Here is a 12,776-nt window from a genome sequence, read left to right as displayed (position 1 = left end):
TGGTCGAAGGTGTGCTGCTGCGCGTGCTCCCGGACTCCCCGGGGATGGCGCCGGGCACGGAGGTCGTCGTGTGGTTCGACGCATCGCGGCGCCGGCTCGTCGCTCGTGCGGCGGCCGGGGCGGACAAGAGCGGAGCGCGCGGAGATGAGTGAGTACGACTTCGGACTGGCACAGGGCTACGACGAACGGCAGCCGGTCGTCCTGCTCCTCGACACCTCGGCCTCGATGGGGCGTCCGGCCGGGAGCCCCCGGATCGACGAGCTCAGCGAGGCCCTGGCCCGCTGGTTCGACGGGGTACGGGCGGAGCCGAGGCTGCAGGCGCGGGTGGAGGTGTGTCTGATCACCTTCGACTCCCGGGTCCAGGTCTTCGATCCGGACAGGGAACGGCTGGTGCCGGTCGAAGAAGCCGCGCCGGACAGGCTGTTCGTGCCGGTGGACCGGATGCGCCCGCCCCGGCTGACGGCATCCGGACTGACCCGGATGACGGAGGCCGTCGAGACTGCGCTCGACCTGGCCCGGGAGCGCCACCGGGAGCTGCAGACACGGCAGGTCCAGGCGCGCAGGCCGTTCCTGTGGGTGCTGACGGACGGCGCGCCGAGCGATGCGGACGGGAAGCCGGTAGACCCGGAGGTCCTGGCCGGTACGGCGGAGAAGGTGCGCCGGGGCGAGGAGCGGGGCGAATGCGTGCTCCAGGCGATCGGTGTGCGCGGCGCCGATCTGGAACTCCTGCGGGTTCTCGCGCCCAAGGGCGCGCTGATGCTGGAGGGCCTGGACTTCGGACAGATCCTCGACCTTCTCTTCCAGAGCTCGGACCGGATCGGGGCGGTCCAGGCCGCCGACGAGATCCACGGTCAGGTGGCCGACCTCATGGACCGGCAGAGGCGCCTGCGGCTCCTTGAGGAGAGGTACCAGTGATCGTGGCGGGGGCCGCCGTCCAGGGAGCGGCCCACCTCGCCCGCGGGCAGGGCTGCCAGGACGCCTTCAAGGCGGTCGACCTGGGGGCGACGGCCGTGCTCGCCGTCGCGGACGGCGCAGGCAGCCGGGAGCGCAGCGCGCTCGGGGCACACCTCGCCGTGGACACCGCCTGCCGGATGCTGGCCGAGGACATCCCGGAGGCGGGCGACGCCCCGGAGACGTGGACGGGGTGGATCGCCGCGGCGGGCGCCGCGGTGGTCCTGGAGCATCAGCGGGCGGTCGAGGGGGTGCTGTCGGCGGCAGGCCCGTCCGGGCCGGTGGACACCGGCGCGCTGGCCGCCACACTGGCCGCGGCGGTCGTACGGCCGCCCTGGGCGGCTTTCCTCTCGGTGGGCGACTGCTTCGGGACGGTGCTGACCCGGGAGCCCGAGGGAACCGGGCCGGCTCCCGGGGTGCGCGAGCGGTGCCATCTGGTCCTGCCGCCGCCCGCTCCCGGCGCGCCGGAGACGGTCTTCCTCTCGGCGCCCGGGGCCGCGCTGCGCCTGCGGTCCTTCGTGGTGTGGGAGCCGCGGCTCAGCGGAGTCGTCCTCGCCACCGACGGCTGTGTACCCCTGACGCTCGACCACCCTTCGGTGCGGGAACTGCCGGTGGAGGCCGGTCCGTTGCCCGCCGAGCGGTTCTTCTGCGGGCTGGCCGCGACGCTCCGCGCCAACGGCGGTGACGCCGCTCCGCTGCGGGCACTGCTCTCCGGACCCGAGGCGGCACGGACCGGTGACGATCTGACCGTGCTCTGTGCCCTGACGGACGGCGGGTGACGAATGGCCCTCATGGTGGTGTCCGGCAGCGGGCACACATGGCGCCTCACGCGGCGGATCGGCAGCGGGTCGGAAGGAGTCGTCTACGCCGTCGACGACGCGCGCCCCCTGGTGGCAAAACTCGTCCCCGACCCGCCGGACCCGGCCGCGTACCGGCGCCGCATCGCCCGGCTGGTACGCCAGCGCCGCGAGCCGCGTACCGTCCGGCTGTTGTCCGCGACGCCCGTGCCCGTCGCCTGGCCGATGGCCGGGATCCGCGCCGGCGGCCCGGGAGCCGACGGGGTGGACGGATACCTGATGACCGACATGCGCCACGCCCACCAGCCGTTCGCGCACCTGCTGACCCCCCGGGCCCGCCGGGCGCACCTTCCCGGGGCGACCTGGGCCACGGCACTCGCCGCCGCCCTCTCGCTCGCCCGTCTCCTCGCGAACCTGCATGCCGAGGGCTATGTGGTGGGCGACCTGAAGCCGGACAACCTCTGGGTCGACGCGCACGGCCGGGCAGGGATCGCGGACGTGGACTCCTGGCAGTTCACGGACGGCGGCGAGGTGTTCCCCGGGCGGATGGGCAGCCCGGGGCACACGGCGCCCGAGCGGATCGGCGCGCCGGCCGGCACCGCACCGGACCGGGCGTCCGACGACTTCGTCCTCGCCGTCCTGGTCCACCAGTTGCTGATGTGCGGGCTCCACCCCTTCGCCGGGCACCCCGCGACCGGCGGCGACTACCTGTCGTACGACGACAACGTCCTGCACGGCCGGTGCCGCCTCCTCGACCGGACCTCGGTGACCCTTCCCCGCTCCGCGCCGCCCGCCGACCTGCTGCCCCGGCGCCTCACCGCCCTCTTCCGGGCCGCGTTCGGCGGGGTGCGGCCGCATGCCTCGGCCTGGGCCGAGGCGCTGGCGGCCGAATCGGAGCCGGCGAGGCTGCGGACCTGCCGGCGGAACACCCTGCACGTGTACACGGCGGAGCGGCCCTGGTGCCCCTGGTGCGACCTGGCCGACCGCGGTGCGGAGTGCTACGGGGCAGGCCAGGAAAGCCAGGAAAGCCCGAAAGGCTCGGAGAGGAACACCGTATGGCAGAGGTGACCCGGCTCTCGGTGGCAAGGAGACTCGACCGCTGCACCGTCCTCGGGCCGGGCACGCGAGCCGTGATCTGGGTGCAGGGCTGCCCGCTGCGCTGCGGTGGCTGCGTGGCGTCGGAGACGCTGCCGTTCGAAGGGGGAACCGTCCACACCGTGGCCGAACTCGCCGACTGGCTCGACGGGTTGCCCGGCATCGAGGGCGTCACCCTCTCCGGCGGCGAGCCGTTCAGCCAGGCGGCCGGGCTCGCGGAGCTGCTCGACACAGTACGGGAGCGGCGCCCCGGCTTCAGTGCGATGGCCTACTCCGGCTTCCGGCACGAGGCCCTGCTCCGGGGCGGCCCGGACCGGCGCGCGCTGCTCCGGCGTCTCGACCTCCTCGTCGACGGCCCGTACGTCGCGTCCCGGCGGCACGGACTGCGCTGGCGCGGCTCGTCCAACCAGCGCGTCATCGCGCTCACCGGCCGTTACGCGCATGTGGGAGCCGAGCCCGACTCCAGCGCGGGCGTGGAACTGTCCGTGGAGGCGGACGGATCGGTGTCCTGGGCGGGAGTACCGCCGACTCCCGGATTCCGGGAGGGACTTGAGGAACGACTCGCGGAGCGGGGCTTCGTCCTGCGTACCGAGGAACGGAGGGAAGCATGAGCGGATCACCGAAGTACAGCACCGTCACGGTCGCGCCGGCCTACGCGCGACTCGAGGCGCAACGGCGCCGCGCCCGGGAGACGGCGCGCCGACGGCTGGAGGCGCAGCGCGCCAGGGAACGGGCCGAGCGCGCCGCGGCACGGGCGAAGGAGGCGGCGGCGCGCCGGGAACGGGCCAGGGCCGAGGCCGAGCGCAGGGAGACCGAGCTGGCGAACCGGCGGGCCGTACGACAGCAGGACCATGCCGCCCGGTTGCTCCGGGACCAGGCCGGAGCCGACGGGCGCCGGCTGGCCGAGGTGCGGGAGCTCCTCGACCGGGTCCGGACGGACGGCCCCGAGGCGCAGGCCCTGCGACAGCGGCTGGACCTGCTCCAGGGCAGCGTCGACCGCGCCGGAAGCCCCGGTGGGCACCCCGGTGGGGCGGCCGACGGCCTCGGCGGCGCGATCGAGGAGTTGCGCGGGCGCATCGTCCTGCTCGTGGGGGAGGCGCGGGAGTCGGGCCGGGGCGCCGACCACGGAACCGTCCTGGCAGGGTTCGAGAGCCGGCTTGCCGGGATCGGACCGGAAGCCCGGGACCGGGATCCGCAGGGGTACCAGCAGTGCGTCGGCCTGCTCGGCGAGCTGCGCGCCGCGACCGGGCCCGGCGGGGAGACCCGCTTCCAGGCATTGCTGGGCACTGTCGAGCACGCGCTCGCCAGGCATGCCGCGACCGCCGGGGAACGGGCCGCCGAAGCGCTCCGCGAGGCGGAGCGGGCCCGGGAGACCCAGCGGCAGGCCGAGGAGCGCGCCGTTGCGCAGGAAGCGGCACGGCAGGCGGAGCGGGACGCCGAACAGGAGCGTCTCGCGGAGCAGCTGGCCGAGGCGGCGGACCGGCTCGGTGTTGTGCGGCAGGCCGTGCAGGAGGCGGTGGCCGAGGCCCGGGAGCTCGCCGAACCCGAACTCGCCGAGCGGATCGAGGCGGCACTGACCGCCGTCACGGCTCCCCTCGCGGCCGGCGCGGGGGCGGCCGCGCTGACGGCCGTAGCCGCCCTTGAGGGGCTGCTCGTCAGCGCCGAATCCCAGCTGGACGAAGCCCAGTTGGCCTATACACGCCGGATGGATCTCGCTGAGGCGCTCCAGGACGCCATGATCGGCGAGGGCTTCGCCTTCACCGGCGGCGCGGAACGGGACGGACGCCTGCTGCTCAGCTTCGAGCGTCCGAGCGGTGCCACGTACGAGACCACGGTCACCGAGGACGGCGAGGGCACTCCCGTCCTCGTCTACCACGTCGACGGCGAGCCGGATGTCGTCCTGCGCCCGGAACCGGAAGGCGCGGTGTGCGACCGCACCGAGGACCTCCTGGAGCGGGTGCACGAGGCGATCGTCGAACGGGACGGCTTCGTTCCCGGCCGACTCGCCTGGCAGGGGAAGCCGCCGGGGCGGCAGGCCGAGCGGCGGCCGGGTACGGAGGAGCAGGTGCGGATCCGATGAGTACGGTCGACCGGGCGAAGCGGCAGAACGGCGTCGGCGGCACCGAGTACACCCCGCAGGCGGGCCACCGGAACGGGCATGCCGGGGAGGTACAGCCGACTGCCGCGGACGCCATGATGCCGCTGTGGGCGGTGTCCCTCGGCTGGGAGCTGCGGCGCGGGCGGCAGGTGATCCTGGACGGGCAGATCAGGGACCGCTGGTGGTTCGCGGACCGGCCGGCCTCCTTCCGCTCGGTGGTCGCCGGCCTGCTGGAGACCCGCGGGGCCGAAGTCGTCGGCTGGTGGGACCCGGTGGCCGGGCTCACGTTTCCGCTGCCGGGCCACGCGGAGCGCTTCGACCGGCTGCGCGACGGGCGCCCGCAGGAGCGGGCGGATGCTCCTGACGGGGTGTCCGGGGTGTCCGGGGCGCCCGCCGGAGGCGCGGAGGGCGGGCCGCCGTACCGTGCGGAGGCCGGGGACGGCTCTTCGGACGGCACGGCCCGTTCCCGACGCGGAGGCGAACGGGACCGCGGCCGAGAACGCCTGTTGGCGCCGCGCGGCTCGGGCCGGCCGCGCACCTTCGAGGACGTCGTCGCCACGGTGCACCGTCTGGCGGCCTCGCCCGACGCGGCCACCGCCTTCGTCTTCGAGGACGTCGACCACCACCTCCCGCCCGGCCAGCCCGAATCGCTCCTCGGCTATCTCAGACTGCGCGCCGCGATGACGGACGCAGTGACCCCGCGCCCCGCCGCCGGACCGGCCCCGCACGCGCGCAACGCGGTGCTGTGCGCGGTGGGAGACGTCGGGCGGCTGCCCGGCTGGTTCCACCTGGAGGACCCGAGGATCGCCGCCCTGCACATCGGCCCGCCGGACCCGAGCGAGCGACGCCTGTGGCTCACCTGGCTGCGCCAGGGCTTCAACGGGGCGCAGGACTCCTCCCGGGCCGACCTCGAAGCCCTCGTGGGAGCCACCGACGGGATGACGGGGTGGGACATCGAGTCGCTGGCCCGGACGTCCTGGCTGCGCAACGCACCCTTGCAGAAGCCGGACAAGTTGCTGGAACTGCACCGGCTCAACGTCAGCGTCGACCCGTGGACCCAGCTCGACCGGGACACCGTCGCACGGGCCGCCGACGTCCTCGGCACCCGGGTGGTCGGCCAGTCAAAGGCCGTCGACGCCGTGGCCTCGGCCCTCCAGTCCGCCTTCGTGGGCGTCGACTTCGGGAGTTCGGGGACCGCCCGCCCCCGGGGCGCCTTCTTCTTCGTGGGGCCCACCGGCGTCGGCAAGACCGAACTCGCCAAGTCCGTGGCCGAGTTGATGTTCGGTGACGAGAGCGCCTATGCCCGCTTCGACATGAGCGAGTACCAACAGGAGCACGCCGCCGAGCGGCTGGCCGGCGCGCCGCCCGGATACATCGGCCACGAGCAGGGCGGCGAGCTGACCCGTAGGGTGCTGGAACGGCCTTTCAGCGTGCTGCTCTTCGACGAGATCGAGAAGGCCCACCCCAAGGTGCTGGACAAGTTCCTCCAGATCCTGGAGGACGGCCGGCTCACCGACGGGCGCGGCCAGACGGCGTACTTCTCCCAGTGCCTGATCATCTTCACCTCCAACACGGGGGCGGAGCAGCTCCGGGACCTGCTGGAGGAGCGCGAGGAACTCTCGTACGCACAGCTGGAAGCGCACTTCACCCGGGCCGTGGAGGAGAAGTTCCGGCAGATCGGCAGACCGGAGATCTACGGTCGGCTCAAGCCGGGCGTCGTCGTCTTCGACATGCTGCGCCGTGAGCACGTCGTCCGGATCGCCGACCGGCTGCTGCGCCAGCTCGCCGAGTCGGTCCGCGAACGGCACCGCGTGGAGCTGGTGTCCGACCTGGACACCCTGCGCCCGTGGATCACGGAGCGGATGGCGGACCCCGAGCACCAGGCGTACGGCGGCCGGCAGATCCGCAACGAACTGGAGCTGGTGCGATCGGCCGTCGTCGGCCATCTGCTGGCGCACCGTCCGGAGCCGGGTTCACGGATCCGGGTCGCGATCGGGACCGACGGCACGGCGTGCGTCACCGTCGACGGCACGGAGCCGTTCGCGGCGGAAGGGAGCGGGTGAACATGATCGCCATCGACCTGGGACACCGCTTCGGGCGCGTGGCACGCATGGGTCCCGACGGACTGCCGGAGGTGACCACGACCCGGCTCGTCGGTGTGGACGGCGTCCTCGACCCGGTCCGGGCGCTGCCGCTGCTGTTGGACGCCGCCGTCGCGGAAGGGACCGCCGTCACGGGAGAGACCGCGGTCCTCGGGCTTCCCGTCGCGGGCGGCCGGGAGGACGAGCTCCGGTACGCGGTGGAACAGGCCGGACTCGGCGTCGGACGGGTCGTCCCGGAATCGGTCGCGGTGGCCCTGCACTACGGGGCGATCGCCGAGGGCGTCGACCATACGGTCCTGGTCTGCGACCAGGGGGCGACGACGCTGGACCTGAGCGTCCTCACCATCGCCCCCGACCTCACCGTGCACGTGGTCCGCGCCGTCAGCCTCCGCAACGGCGGCGACGACTGGGACGCGGCGATCGCCGCCGTCCTCACCGGGCGGTTGCCGGACGGCGCGGACCCACTCGGAGCGGCGGAGACCGTCCGACGGGCGCTCGACACCTCGGACGGTGTCACCGTGCCGTTGTCCATGCAGGGCACGACGGGCGAGCGGCACGCACTGGCCCTGGATCCGGCCGCAGCCGAAGGGGCGGTGGCGCCGCTGCGAGAACGCGCGCTCGCCGCTGTCCGCGACCAGCTCGCCGCCGCGGAGCCTGCGGTGGACACCGTGCTGCTCGCCGGCGGCATGTGCGCCTCGCCCCGGATGCGGGCCGGCATCGAGGCCCTCCCGGCCGCGGGAGGCATGACCGTGCGGTGCGACCGCCCCGACCGGGCCGTCGCACTCGGGCTGTTCGCGCTCCGGGACTTCGGCGTGCTGCGCGTCGTCGCCGGGCCCGCGGCCGGACCGGGGCGCCCGGAGGCCGGGTACGCCGGTCCGGGCTCCGGATACCCGTACGTGGGAGCCGGGAACGCCATGGACCCGGAGCCCGCCGTCACCACCACGGACCCGGAGCCCCGCGCCGGTCGCACCCTTCCCGAGGACCCCGAGCCCGGCTCGTGGCAGGGTGGCGCGTCAGCAGCCGAGGACAAGGACACCGGTGGGCGCGGCTCCACGGCCCCGGAGGCCGAAGCGCCGGGTCGCCCGGACCCCGAACAGTCACGTCCCGACCCGTCGTACGCCGACCCGTCGTACGCCGAGCCGGCGCACGCCGAACCCCCGCGCCTCCAACCGCCGCACGCCGAACCGCCGCGCCCCCGCCCCTCCCGCCCCGAACCGTCGTACGCCGACCCCGGGCCCTGCGAACCGGGTCACGACGAGCCGCCCCACATCCCGGCACAAGGCACCAACCCCGCGCCCGAATCACCGTCCCCGCCCGTCAGCGGCCCCTACGACACCACGGCCCCGACCCCAGCCCCCACCCCCACGGGATCCCCGATCGATCCTCCGGCCCACTTCGCGATTCCGGTCGACCAGCTCCAGGTCGTCCGGCGCGGGGACCACCTCCTCGTGCTGTGGGCGTGGCCCGACGGCGCGCTGAGCGCCCGGGTCCGCTGGCGCCGGGAGGGAGGCGGCACCGGTGCGGCTGCCCCCGCCGAGGGGGATGTGGTGTGCCGGCGCCGGGTGTACGAGCACGACGGCGGGTTCGACCTGGCCGTCGGGCGGGAGGCCGTCACCCTCACCGTGGAGGCGCTGGTCGCCGAGCTCAGCGACGGTTGCGAAGGCGCGTCGTCGCTGCTCGTCCCCGCCGCGCCGACGGTCGTCGCCTACGAGCCGAGTGTGCGCCGCCGTCTCAGGGGCCGGGTGGCGTCGGTCTCCTTCACCTCCGAAACGGGCTGCGACCTGCCCGCGCTCCGTATCGTCCACAGCCTCGGCCGCTTCCGCCCCACCAGTACGTCCGAGGGCACCGTCCTGCACGAGGTGCCCGCGCAGCGGCTGGCCGCCGGCACCCCCTTGACCGTGGAGTTCCCCCTGCCCGCGACACGCGGCCCGTCCTGGCTGGTCTGTTTCCCGGCGTCCGAGGACACGGAAACCGGGACGGACACCGGCACAGGCGCGGGGACCGACTCCGGTATCGACATCCGCCCTGCGGCGCTGCACAGACTGCGAGTCACCTGATGGCCAAACACCTCACCTGTCCCTACTGCTACGAGAACTTCGGCCCGCGTGAGATCCGGTTCCGCTGCAACAGCCGCCTGAGCCGTACGGGGAAGCAGTGCCTGCGCCGCCGCGACCAGGTCCTGGACCAGCGCAAGGGGCCGCGTCGCAGCCACGACCTCGGTCCGGAATTCGGCGCGGACGGTCGCAGGCCCACAGCTGTCTGCCCGGACTGCGACGGCGAGACCACCTACCGGATCTGCCCGGTGTGCCACTCCGAACTGCCCGTCCAGTTCGGCATGGTGGACAACCGGCTGATCGCCATGGTCGGCCCGAAGGCGTCCGGCAAGACCGTCTACATGACGGTGCTGCTCCACGAGATGCGCAATCGGGTGGGCGAGGCGTACGGGGCTGCCCTGATGGGTTCGGACGACGAGACGATGCGGCGCTACGGCTCCGACTACGAGGACCGTCTCTACCGCGACAACCAGATGTTCCCCGGCACCCAGACCGCCTCCACCACCCTCAACCGCGTGGACCCGCTCGTCTTCCGCTTCGGGCTGCGCCGGCGGACCCTGCTCGGCGAGCGGCCGCAGCACACCGTGCTGTCGTTCTTCGACACCGCCGGTGAGGACTTCAGCTCCCGGGAGAACGTGGAGCTGAACACCCGCTATCTGGCCGGCGCCGACGGCATCGTCCTGCTCCTCGATCCGCTCCAGTTGCCGGGCGCCCGGGACAGTGCCCTGCCCGGCACGCCGCTGCCGGGCACCGAGGGCCTGGACACCCCCATCAACGTCCTCTCCCGGGTCACCAACCTCCTGCTGGCCCCCCGTTCCGGCCGGTCGGCACAGAAGACAGACATCCCGATCTCCGTCGTCTTCTCGAAGATGGACGCCTTCTGGCACCTGCTCGATCCGGGCAGTCCGCTGCGCGACTACGCGCCCTCGCGCGGCCGCTTCGACGTGAGCGACAGCCTCAGCGTCCACGAGGAGGTGCGCCGGCTCCTGAAGGACTGGGACGGAGTGGCGATCGACCACCTGCTGGACAACCACTACAGCCGCTACCGGTACTTCGGGGTCTCCGCCCTCGGCCGTAACCCCACGCCCGACGCCCGGGTCGCCCCCACCGGCATCCAGCCGTACAGGGTGGCCGACCCGCTGCTCTGGCTGCTGAGCGAGTTCGGTTCGGTGCCGAAGGCGGGCCGGGGATGACGCTCTTCCAGCAGCTCTACTACACCTCCTGCGAGCACGGCCTCAGCGGGTTCTCCGGATTCCAGTTCAACGCCGTCAGCGCGGGCGTCACCGCCGGGACCCGGCAGACCGTGGAGGCGCTGGCCGGGTACGAGCCGCCCCGGTCCCTGGTGGAGTCGGACACGCCCGAGGCTCTGGAGCGCTGTCCGGTCAACCTCTGCTACCGGCCCGACGACCGGGAGCGGGCGGGCGCCACCGCGCTGTGCGTGCGCTACGTGGGCCGTGACTCCGCCCGTCGCTTCGGCAACTACTTCGCCCACGCCCTGCACAGCGAGGACTTCACAGCGGCGGGGCGCGGGCTGCTCCCCATCGAGCTGTGGAACTCGCCGGTGTGGTCCCGCGAGGTGTCCCCGAGCACGGAGATCCCTGCGCTCGCGGGTCCCTCGCCGGGGCCGCTCGGGGCCCGGGGCGTGAGCGCGTTCCTGCGAGGCCACCCCCACGCGGCCAGGCTGCCGGAGCTGCTCGCCGCCGTCTTCGCCGCGCTGACCGAGCACGGTTCGGTGGTGGTGATCGACGAGACGACCGAGCGGATCGCGCACTGGTTCGCCGCGGTGTCCTACCTGCTGCCGCCCCCGCTCGCCCGCGGCCTCTCCTTCGCCACGTACGTTCACCGGCCGGCCCGCAGCCAGCTGCACCTGATCGGTACGGTCCCCGAGGCACAGCTCGCCTTCGGACCGGACGAGGAAGCGGCATACACCGTGTTCGACTTCGCGCGGGGCGTCTTCCCCGAGGTCCCCGTCGGGGACCTGGTCCGCCTCCTGACCAGGATCGGCGTCGGCTCCGTCCGTCCCGTCTGGTCCTGGACGGCGGACTATGCCCGGGGCGGGGAGAAGACACCGGACGAGTGGTACGCGCCAGTTGCCGCGGCGGCGGCCTCGGGCGGCATCACTCTCACCACCGCCGACGCCCACGCGGTGATCGACTGGCTGGCCGGGGCCGATCACTTGGGGGCGCGCCGGGTTGCCGTCGCCGCGGACATCCACCGTGAGCACCGGGACCTGGACGACCGTCGGATGGCAGTGCTGAGCGCCGCCGCGAAGGCCGGCGGCGGCACGGCAGTGCACCAGGAGATCGAGGGAAGGCTCCACGGGTCGCGCATGCAGGCCTACGCTTCCTCCGCCGCGGACTCCGTCGCACCCGTGCCGATCACGGACCCGGTGGCACGCGATCGGGCCACGGCCCTCTGGGAACGGCTGCTGGAGGCCCAGGCGCGGAACCCGCACGAGCGGACGCGCCTGCTGCTCTGGGCACTCGGCGCCCACCTCCCGGTGGAGCCGGAGGTCATGGCGGGTGAGACGCTCACCCTGGCCCGCGCGCTGGTCGGTTTCCCCATCCCCGGCCCGCGGTTCCGGTCCGACGTGGCCGAGCTCCTCCGTTCCCTGCCGGTGATGAGGACGTCCCTGGTCACGGCGGTGGAGGAAGTGCTGGAACAACGCGCGGGACAGGAGCAGCTGTTCTCCCAGTTCCCCGCCGAACTGCTCCGCGAGGACGACCTGCAGGGCTTCCCCCTGCTCCAGGAACACCGCCTGCTGGCGAGGGGCGAGCGCGAGCCCGCGAACACGGTCCCGATCATGTTCCGGATCCTGCGGATCCGTGGGCGCACGTCGCCCGACGAGGACCTGCTGTGCGGTCTGTGGCGGGGGCCCTCTCGCACCTGGACCCACCGGGAGGCGACCACAATCGCCGAGAAGCTGCCTCCCACCGTGCCGGTGGACGAGGCTGTCGGGGAGTGGTTCGACCGCACCCTGGGCCAGCGCATCGAGGACGAGGCCACGCTCGATTCCTGCCTCGACCTGTGCCGAACGCTCGCCCGTCCGAGCCGCTTCGCGTGGCTGCCGGCGAGTGCCGGAGAGTACGTGCGGGTCACGCTCCGGCTGGACGACGCGCTCCAGGACGCCCACGAGGCCACGGAACTCGTCGACGCGTTCGCGATCCCGGAGACCGGCACGCGGTCGGCCCCACGGGCGCTCAAACGCTTCCGGCTGGTGCCCGCCATGCTGCGCCTGCCCGCCGACGTCGGGCGGCTCCGGGGCCGGCTGGCGGAGTTGAACCACCGCGATCTGGACCGGTACCTGTCGGTCGTGCACCAGCGGGTGACGCGCGGCGAGCGGATCGACGACGTGATGCTCAGCCACGTCGCCGCCGTCGTGGCCCTGCCCACCGGAGCGCCGCTCTCCCAGGCCCACGAGGCGACCGTCGCGGCGATCCGCGCCCGTACGCGGGAGCACTGGCGCGTCACGGACCTGAAGCGTCTCGAGGAAGCGGTCAGGCCCCACCGGGCCGAACTCGCCGACCGCTACGCCGAGGAGGTGGAGGCCGCCCGGCGGCGCGGTCCGCTGAGTCTGGGCAGCAGGCTGGCGTCCCTCGGCCGCCGCTCAACACCCGCCCCGTCCGACACTCCCGCCTCCGTGAATCCCGACAACTCCCGTAAAAGGAAGGGGCGGTGA

General features: G+C 73.7%; 9 protein-coding genes. All 9 read left to right on the top strand.

The features are described 5' to 3' along the window. Nucleotides 1–144: 144 nt before the first annotated feature. The 9 genes from ACFYY7_RS30865 to ACFYY7_RS30825 are packed head-to-tail and all read left to right on the top strand — an operon-like array spanning nt 145 to nt 12,776. Nucleotides 145–915 (top strand): hypothetical protein, encoded by a 771-nt coding sequence (locus ACFYY7_RS30865; RefSeq protein WP_388666810.1) that lies wholly within the window; start codon nt 145–147, stop codon nt 913–915. Beyond that, nucleotides 912–1,730 carry a protein phosphatase 2C domain-containing protein gene (locus tag ACFYY7_RS30860; RefSeq protein WP_388666807.1) on the top strand — a complete coding sequence of 273 codons (819 nt, stop codon included), beginning with the start codon at nt 912–914 and terminating at the stop codon, nt 1,728–1,730. The genes ACFYY7_RS30865 and ACFYY7_RS30860 overlap by 4 nt, the downstream gene beginning before the upstream one ends. A gap of 3 nt (nt 1,731–1,733) precedes the next feature. Then, a complete protein-coding gene (locus tag ACFYY7_RS30855) occupies nt 1,734–2,816 on the top strand; it encodes a hypothetical protein (RefSeq protein WP_388666805.1) in 1,083 nt (360 codons plus the stop codon). Continuing rightward, nucleotides 2,804–3,454 carry a 4Fe-4S single cluster domain-containing protein gene (locus ACFYY7_RS30850; protein WP_388666802.1) on the top strand — a complete coding sequence of 217 codons (651 nt, stop codon included), beginning with the start codon at nt 2,804–2,806 and terminating at the stop codon, nt 3,452–3,454. Before ACFYY7_RS30855 ends, ACFYY7_RS30850 begins: the two co-directional genes overlap by 13 nt. After that, the gene (locus ACFYY7_RS30845; protein ID WP_388666800.1) at nt 3,451–4,923 is read left to right on the top strand and encodes a hypothetical protein; all 1,473 of its coding nucleotides are present in this window, start codon (nt 3,451–3,453) and stop codon (nt 4,921–4,923) included. The genes ACFYY7_RS30850 and ACFYY7_RS30845 overlap by 4 nt, the downstream gene beginning before the upstream one ends. Further along, nucleotides 4,920–7,004: an AAA family ATPase gene (locus ACFYY7_RS30840; RefSeq protein ID WP_388666797.1), complete on the top strand. Its 2,085-nt coding sequence runs from the start codon at nt 4,920–4,922 to the stop codon at nt 7,002–7,004. The genes ACFYY7_RS30845 and ACFYY7_RS30840 overlap by 4 nt, the downstream gene beginning before the upstream one ends. A 2-nt stretch (nt 7,005–7,006) precedes the next feature. Continuing rightward, nucleotides 7,007–9,100 carry an Hsp70 family protein gene (locus tag ACFYY7_RS30835; protein ID WP_388666794.1) on the top strand — a complete coding sequence of 698 codons (2,094 nt, stop codon included), beginning with the start codon at nt 7,007–7,009 and terminating at the stop codon, nt 9,098–9,100. Next, the gene (locus ACFYY7_RS30830) at nt 9,100–10,290 is read left to right on the top strand and encodes a hypothetical protein (RefSeq protein WP_388666791.1); all 1,191 of its coding nucleotides are present in this window, start codon (nt 9,100–9,102) and stop codon (nt 10,288–10,290) included. The genes ACFYY7_RS30835 and ACFYY7_RS30830 overlap by 1 nt, the downstream gene beginning before the upstream one ends. After that, nucleotides 10,287–12,776 carry a GTPase-associated protein 1-related protein gene (locus ACFYY7_RS30825; RefSeq protein ID WP_388666789.1) on the top strand — a complete coding sequence of 830 codons (2,490 nt, stop codon included), beginning with the start codon at nt 10,287–10,289 and terminating at the stop codon, nt 12,774–12,776. Before ACFYY7_RS30830 ends, ACFYY7_RS30825 begins: the two co-directional genes overlap by 4 nt.

The sequence above is a fragment of the Streptomyces sp. NPDC001933 genome (assembly GCF_042890955.1).
In the GTDB taxonomy this organism is placed as follows: Bacteria; Actinomycetota; Actinomycetes; order Streptomycetales; family Streptomycetaceae; genus Streptomyces.
Note: the sequence above shows the minus strand (reverse complement) of the source record. Positions and strands in the feature narration are given on the sequence as shown.

Excerpts from the sequence above, each read along its gene's own strand:
- ACFYY7_RS30850 (WP_388666802.1), top strand. The coding sequence starts at position 2,804 with ATGGCAGAGGTGACCCGGCTCTCGGTGGCAAGGAGACTCGACCGCTGC.
- ACFYY7_RS30835 (WP_388666794.1), top strand. The coding sequence starts at position 7,007 with ATGATCGCCATCGACCTGGGACACCGCTTCGGGCGCGTGGCACGCATG.
- ACFYY7_RS30830 (WP_388666791.1), top strand. The coding sequence starts at position 9,100 with ATGGCCAAACACCTCACCTGTCCCTACTGCTACGAGAACTTCGGCCCG.
- ACFYY7_RS30840 (WP_388666797.1), top strand. The coding sequence starts at position 4,920 with ATGAGTACGGTCGACCGGGCGAAGCGGCAGAACGGCGTCGGCGGCACC.
- ACFYY7_RS30855 (WP_388666805.1), top strand. The coding sequence starts at position 1,734 with ATGGCCCTCATGGTGGTGTCCGGCAGCGGGCACACATGGCGCCTCACG.
- ACFYY7_RS30825 (WP_388666789.1), top strand. The coding sequence starts at position 10,287 with ATGACGCTCTTCCAGCAGCTCTACTACACCTCCTGCGAGCACGGCCTC.
- ACFYY7_RS30865 (WP_388666810.1), top strand. The coding sequence starts at position 145 with ATGAGTGAGTACGACTTCGGACTGGCACAGGGCTACGACGAACGGCAG.
- ACFYY7_RS30845 (WP_388666800.1), top strand. The coding sequence starts at position 3,451 with ATGAGCGGATCACCGAAGTACAGCACCGTCACGGTCGCGCCGGCCTAC.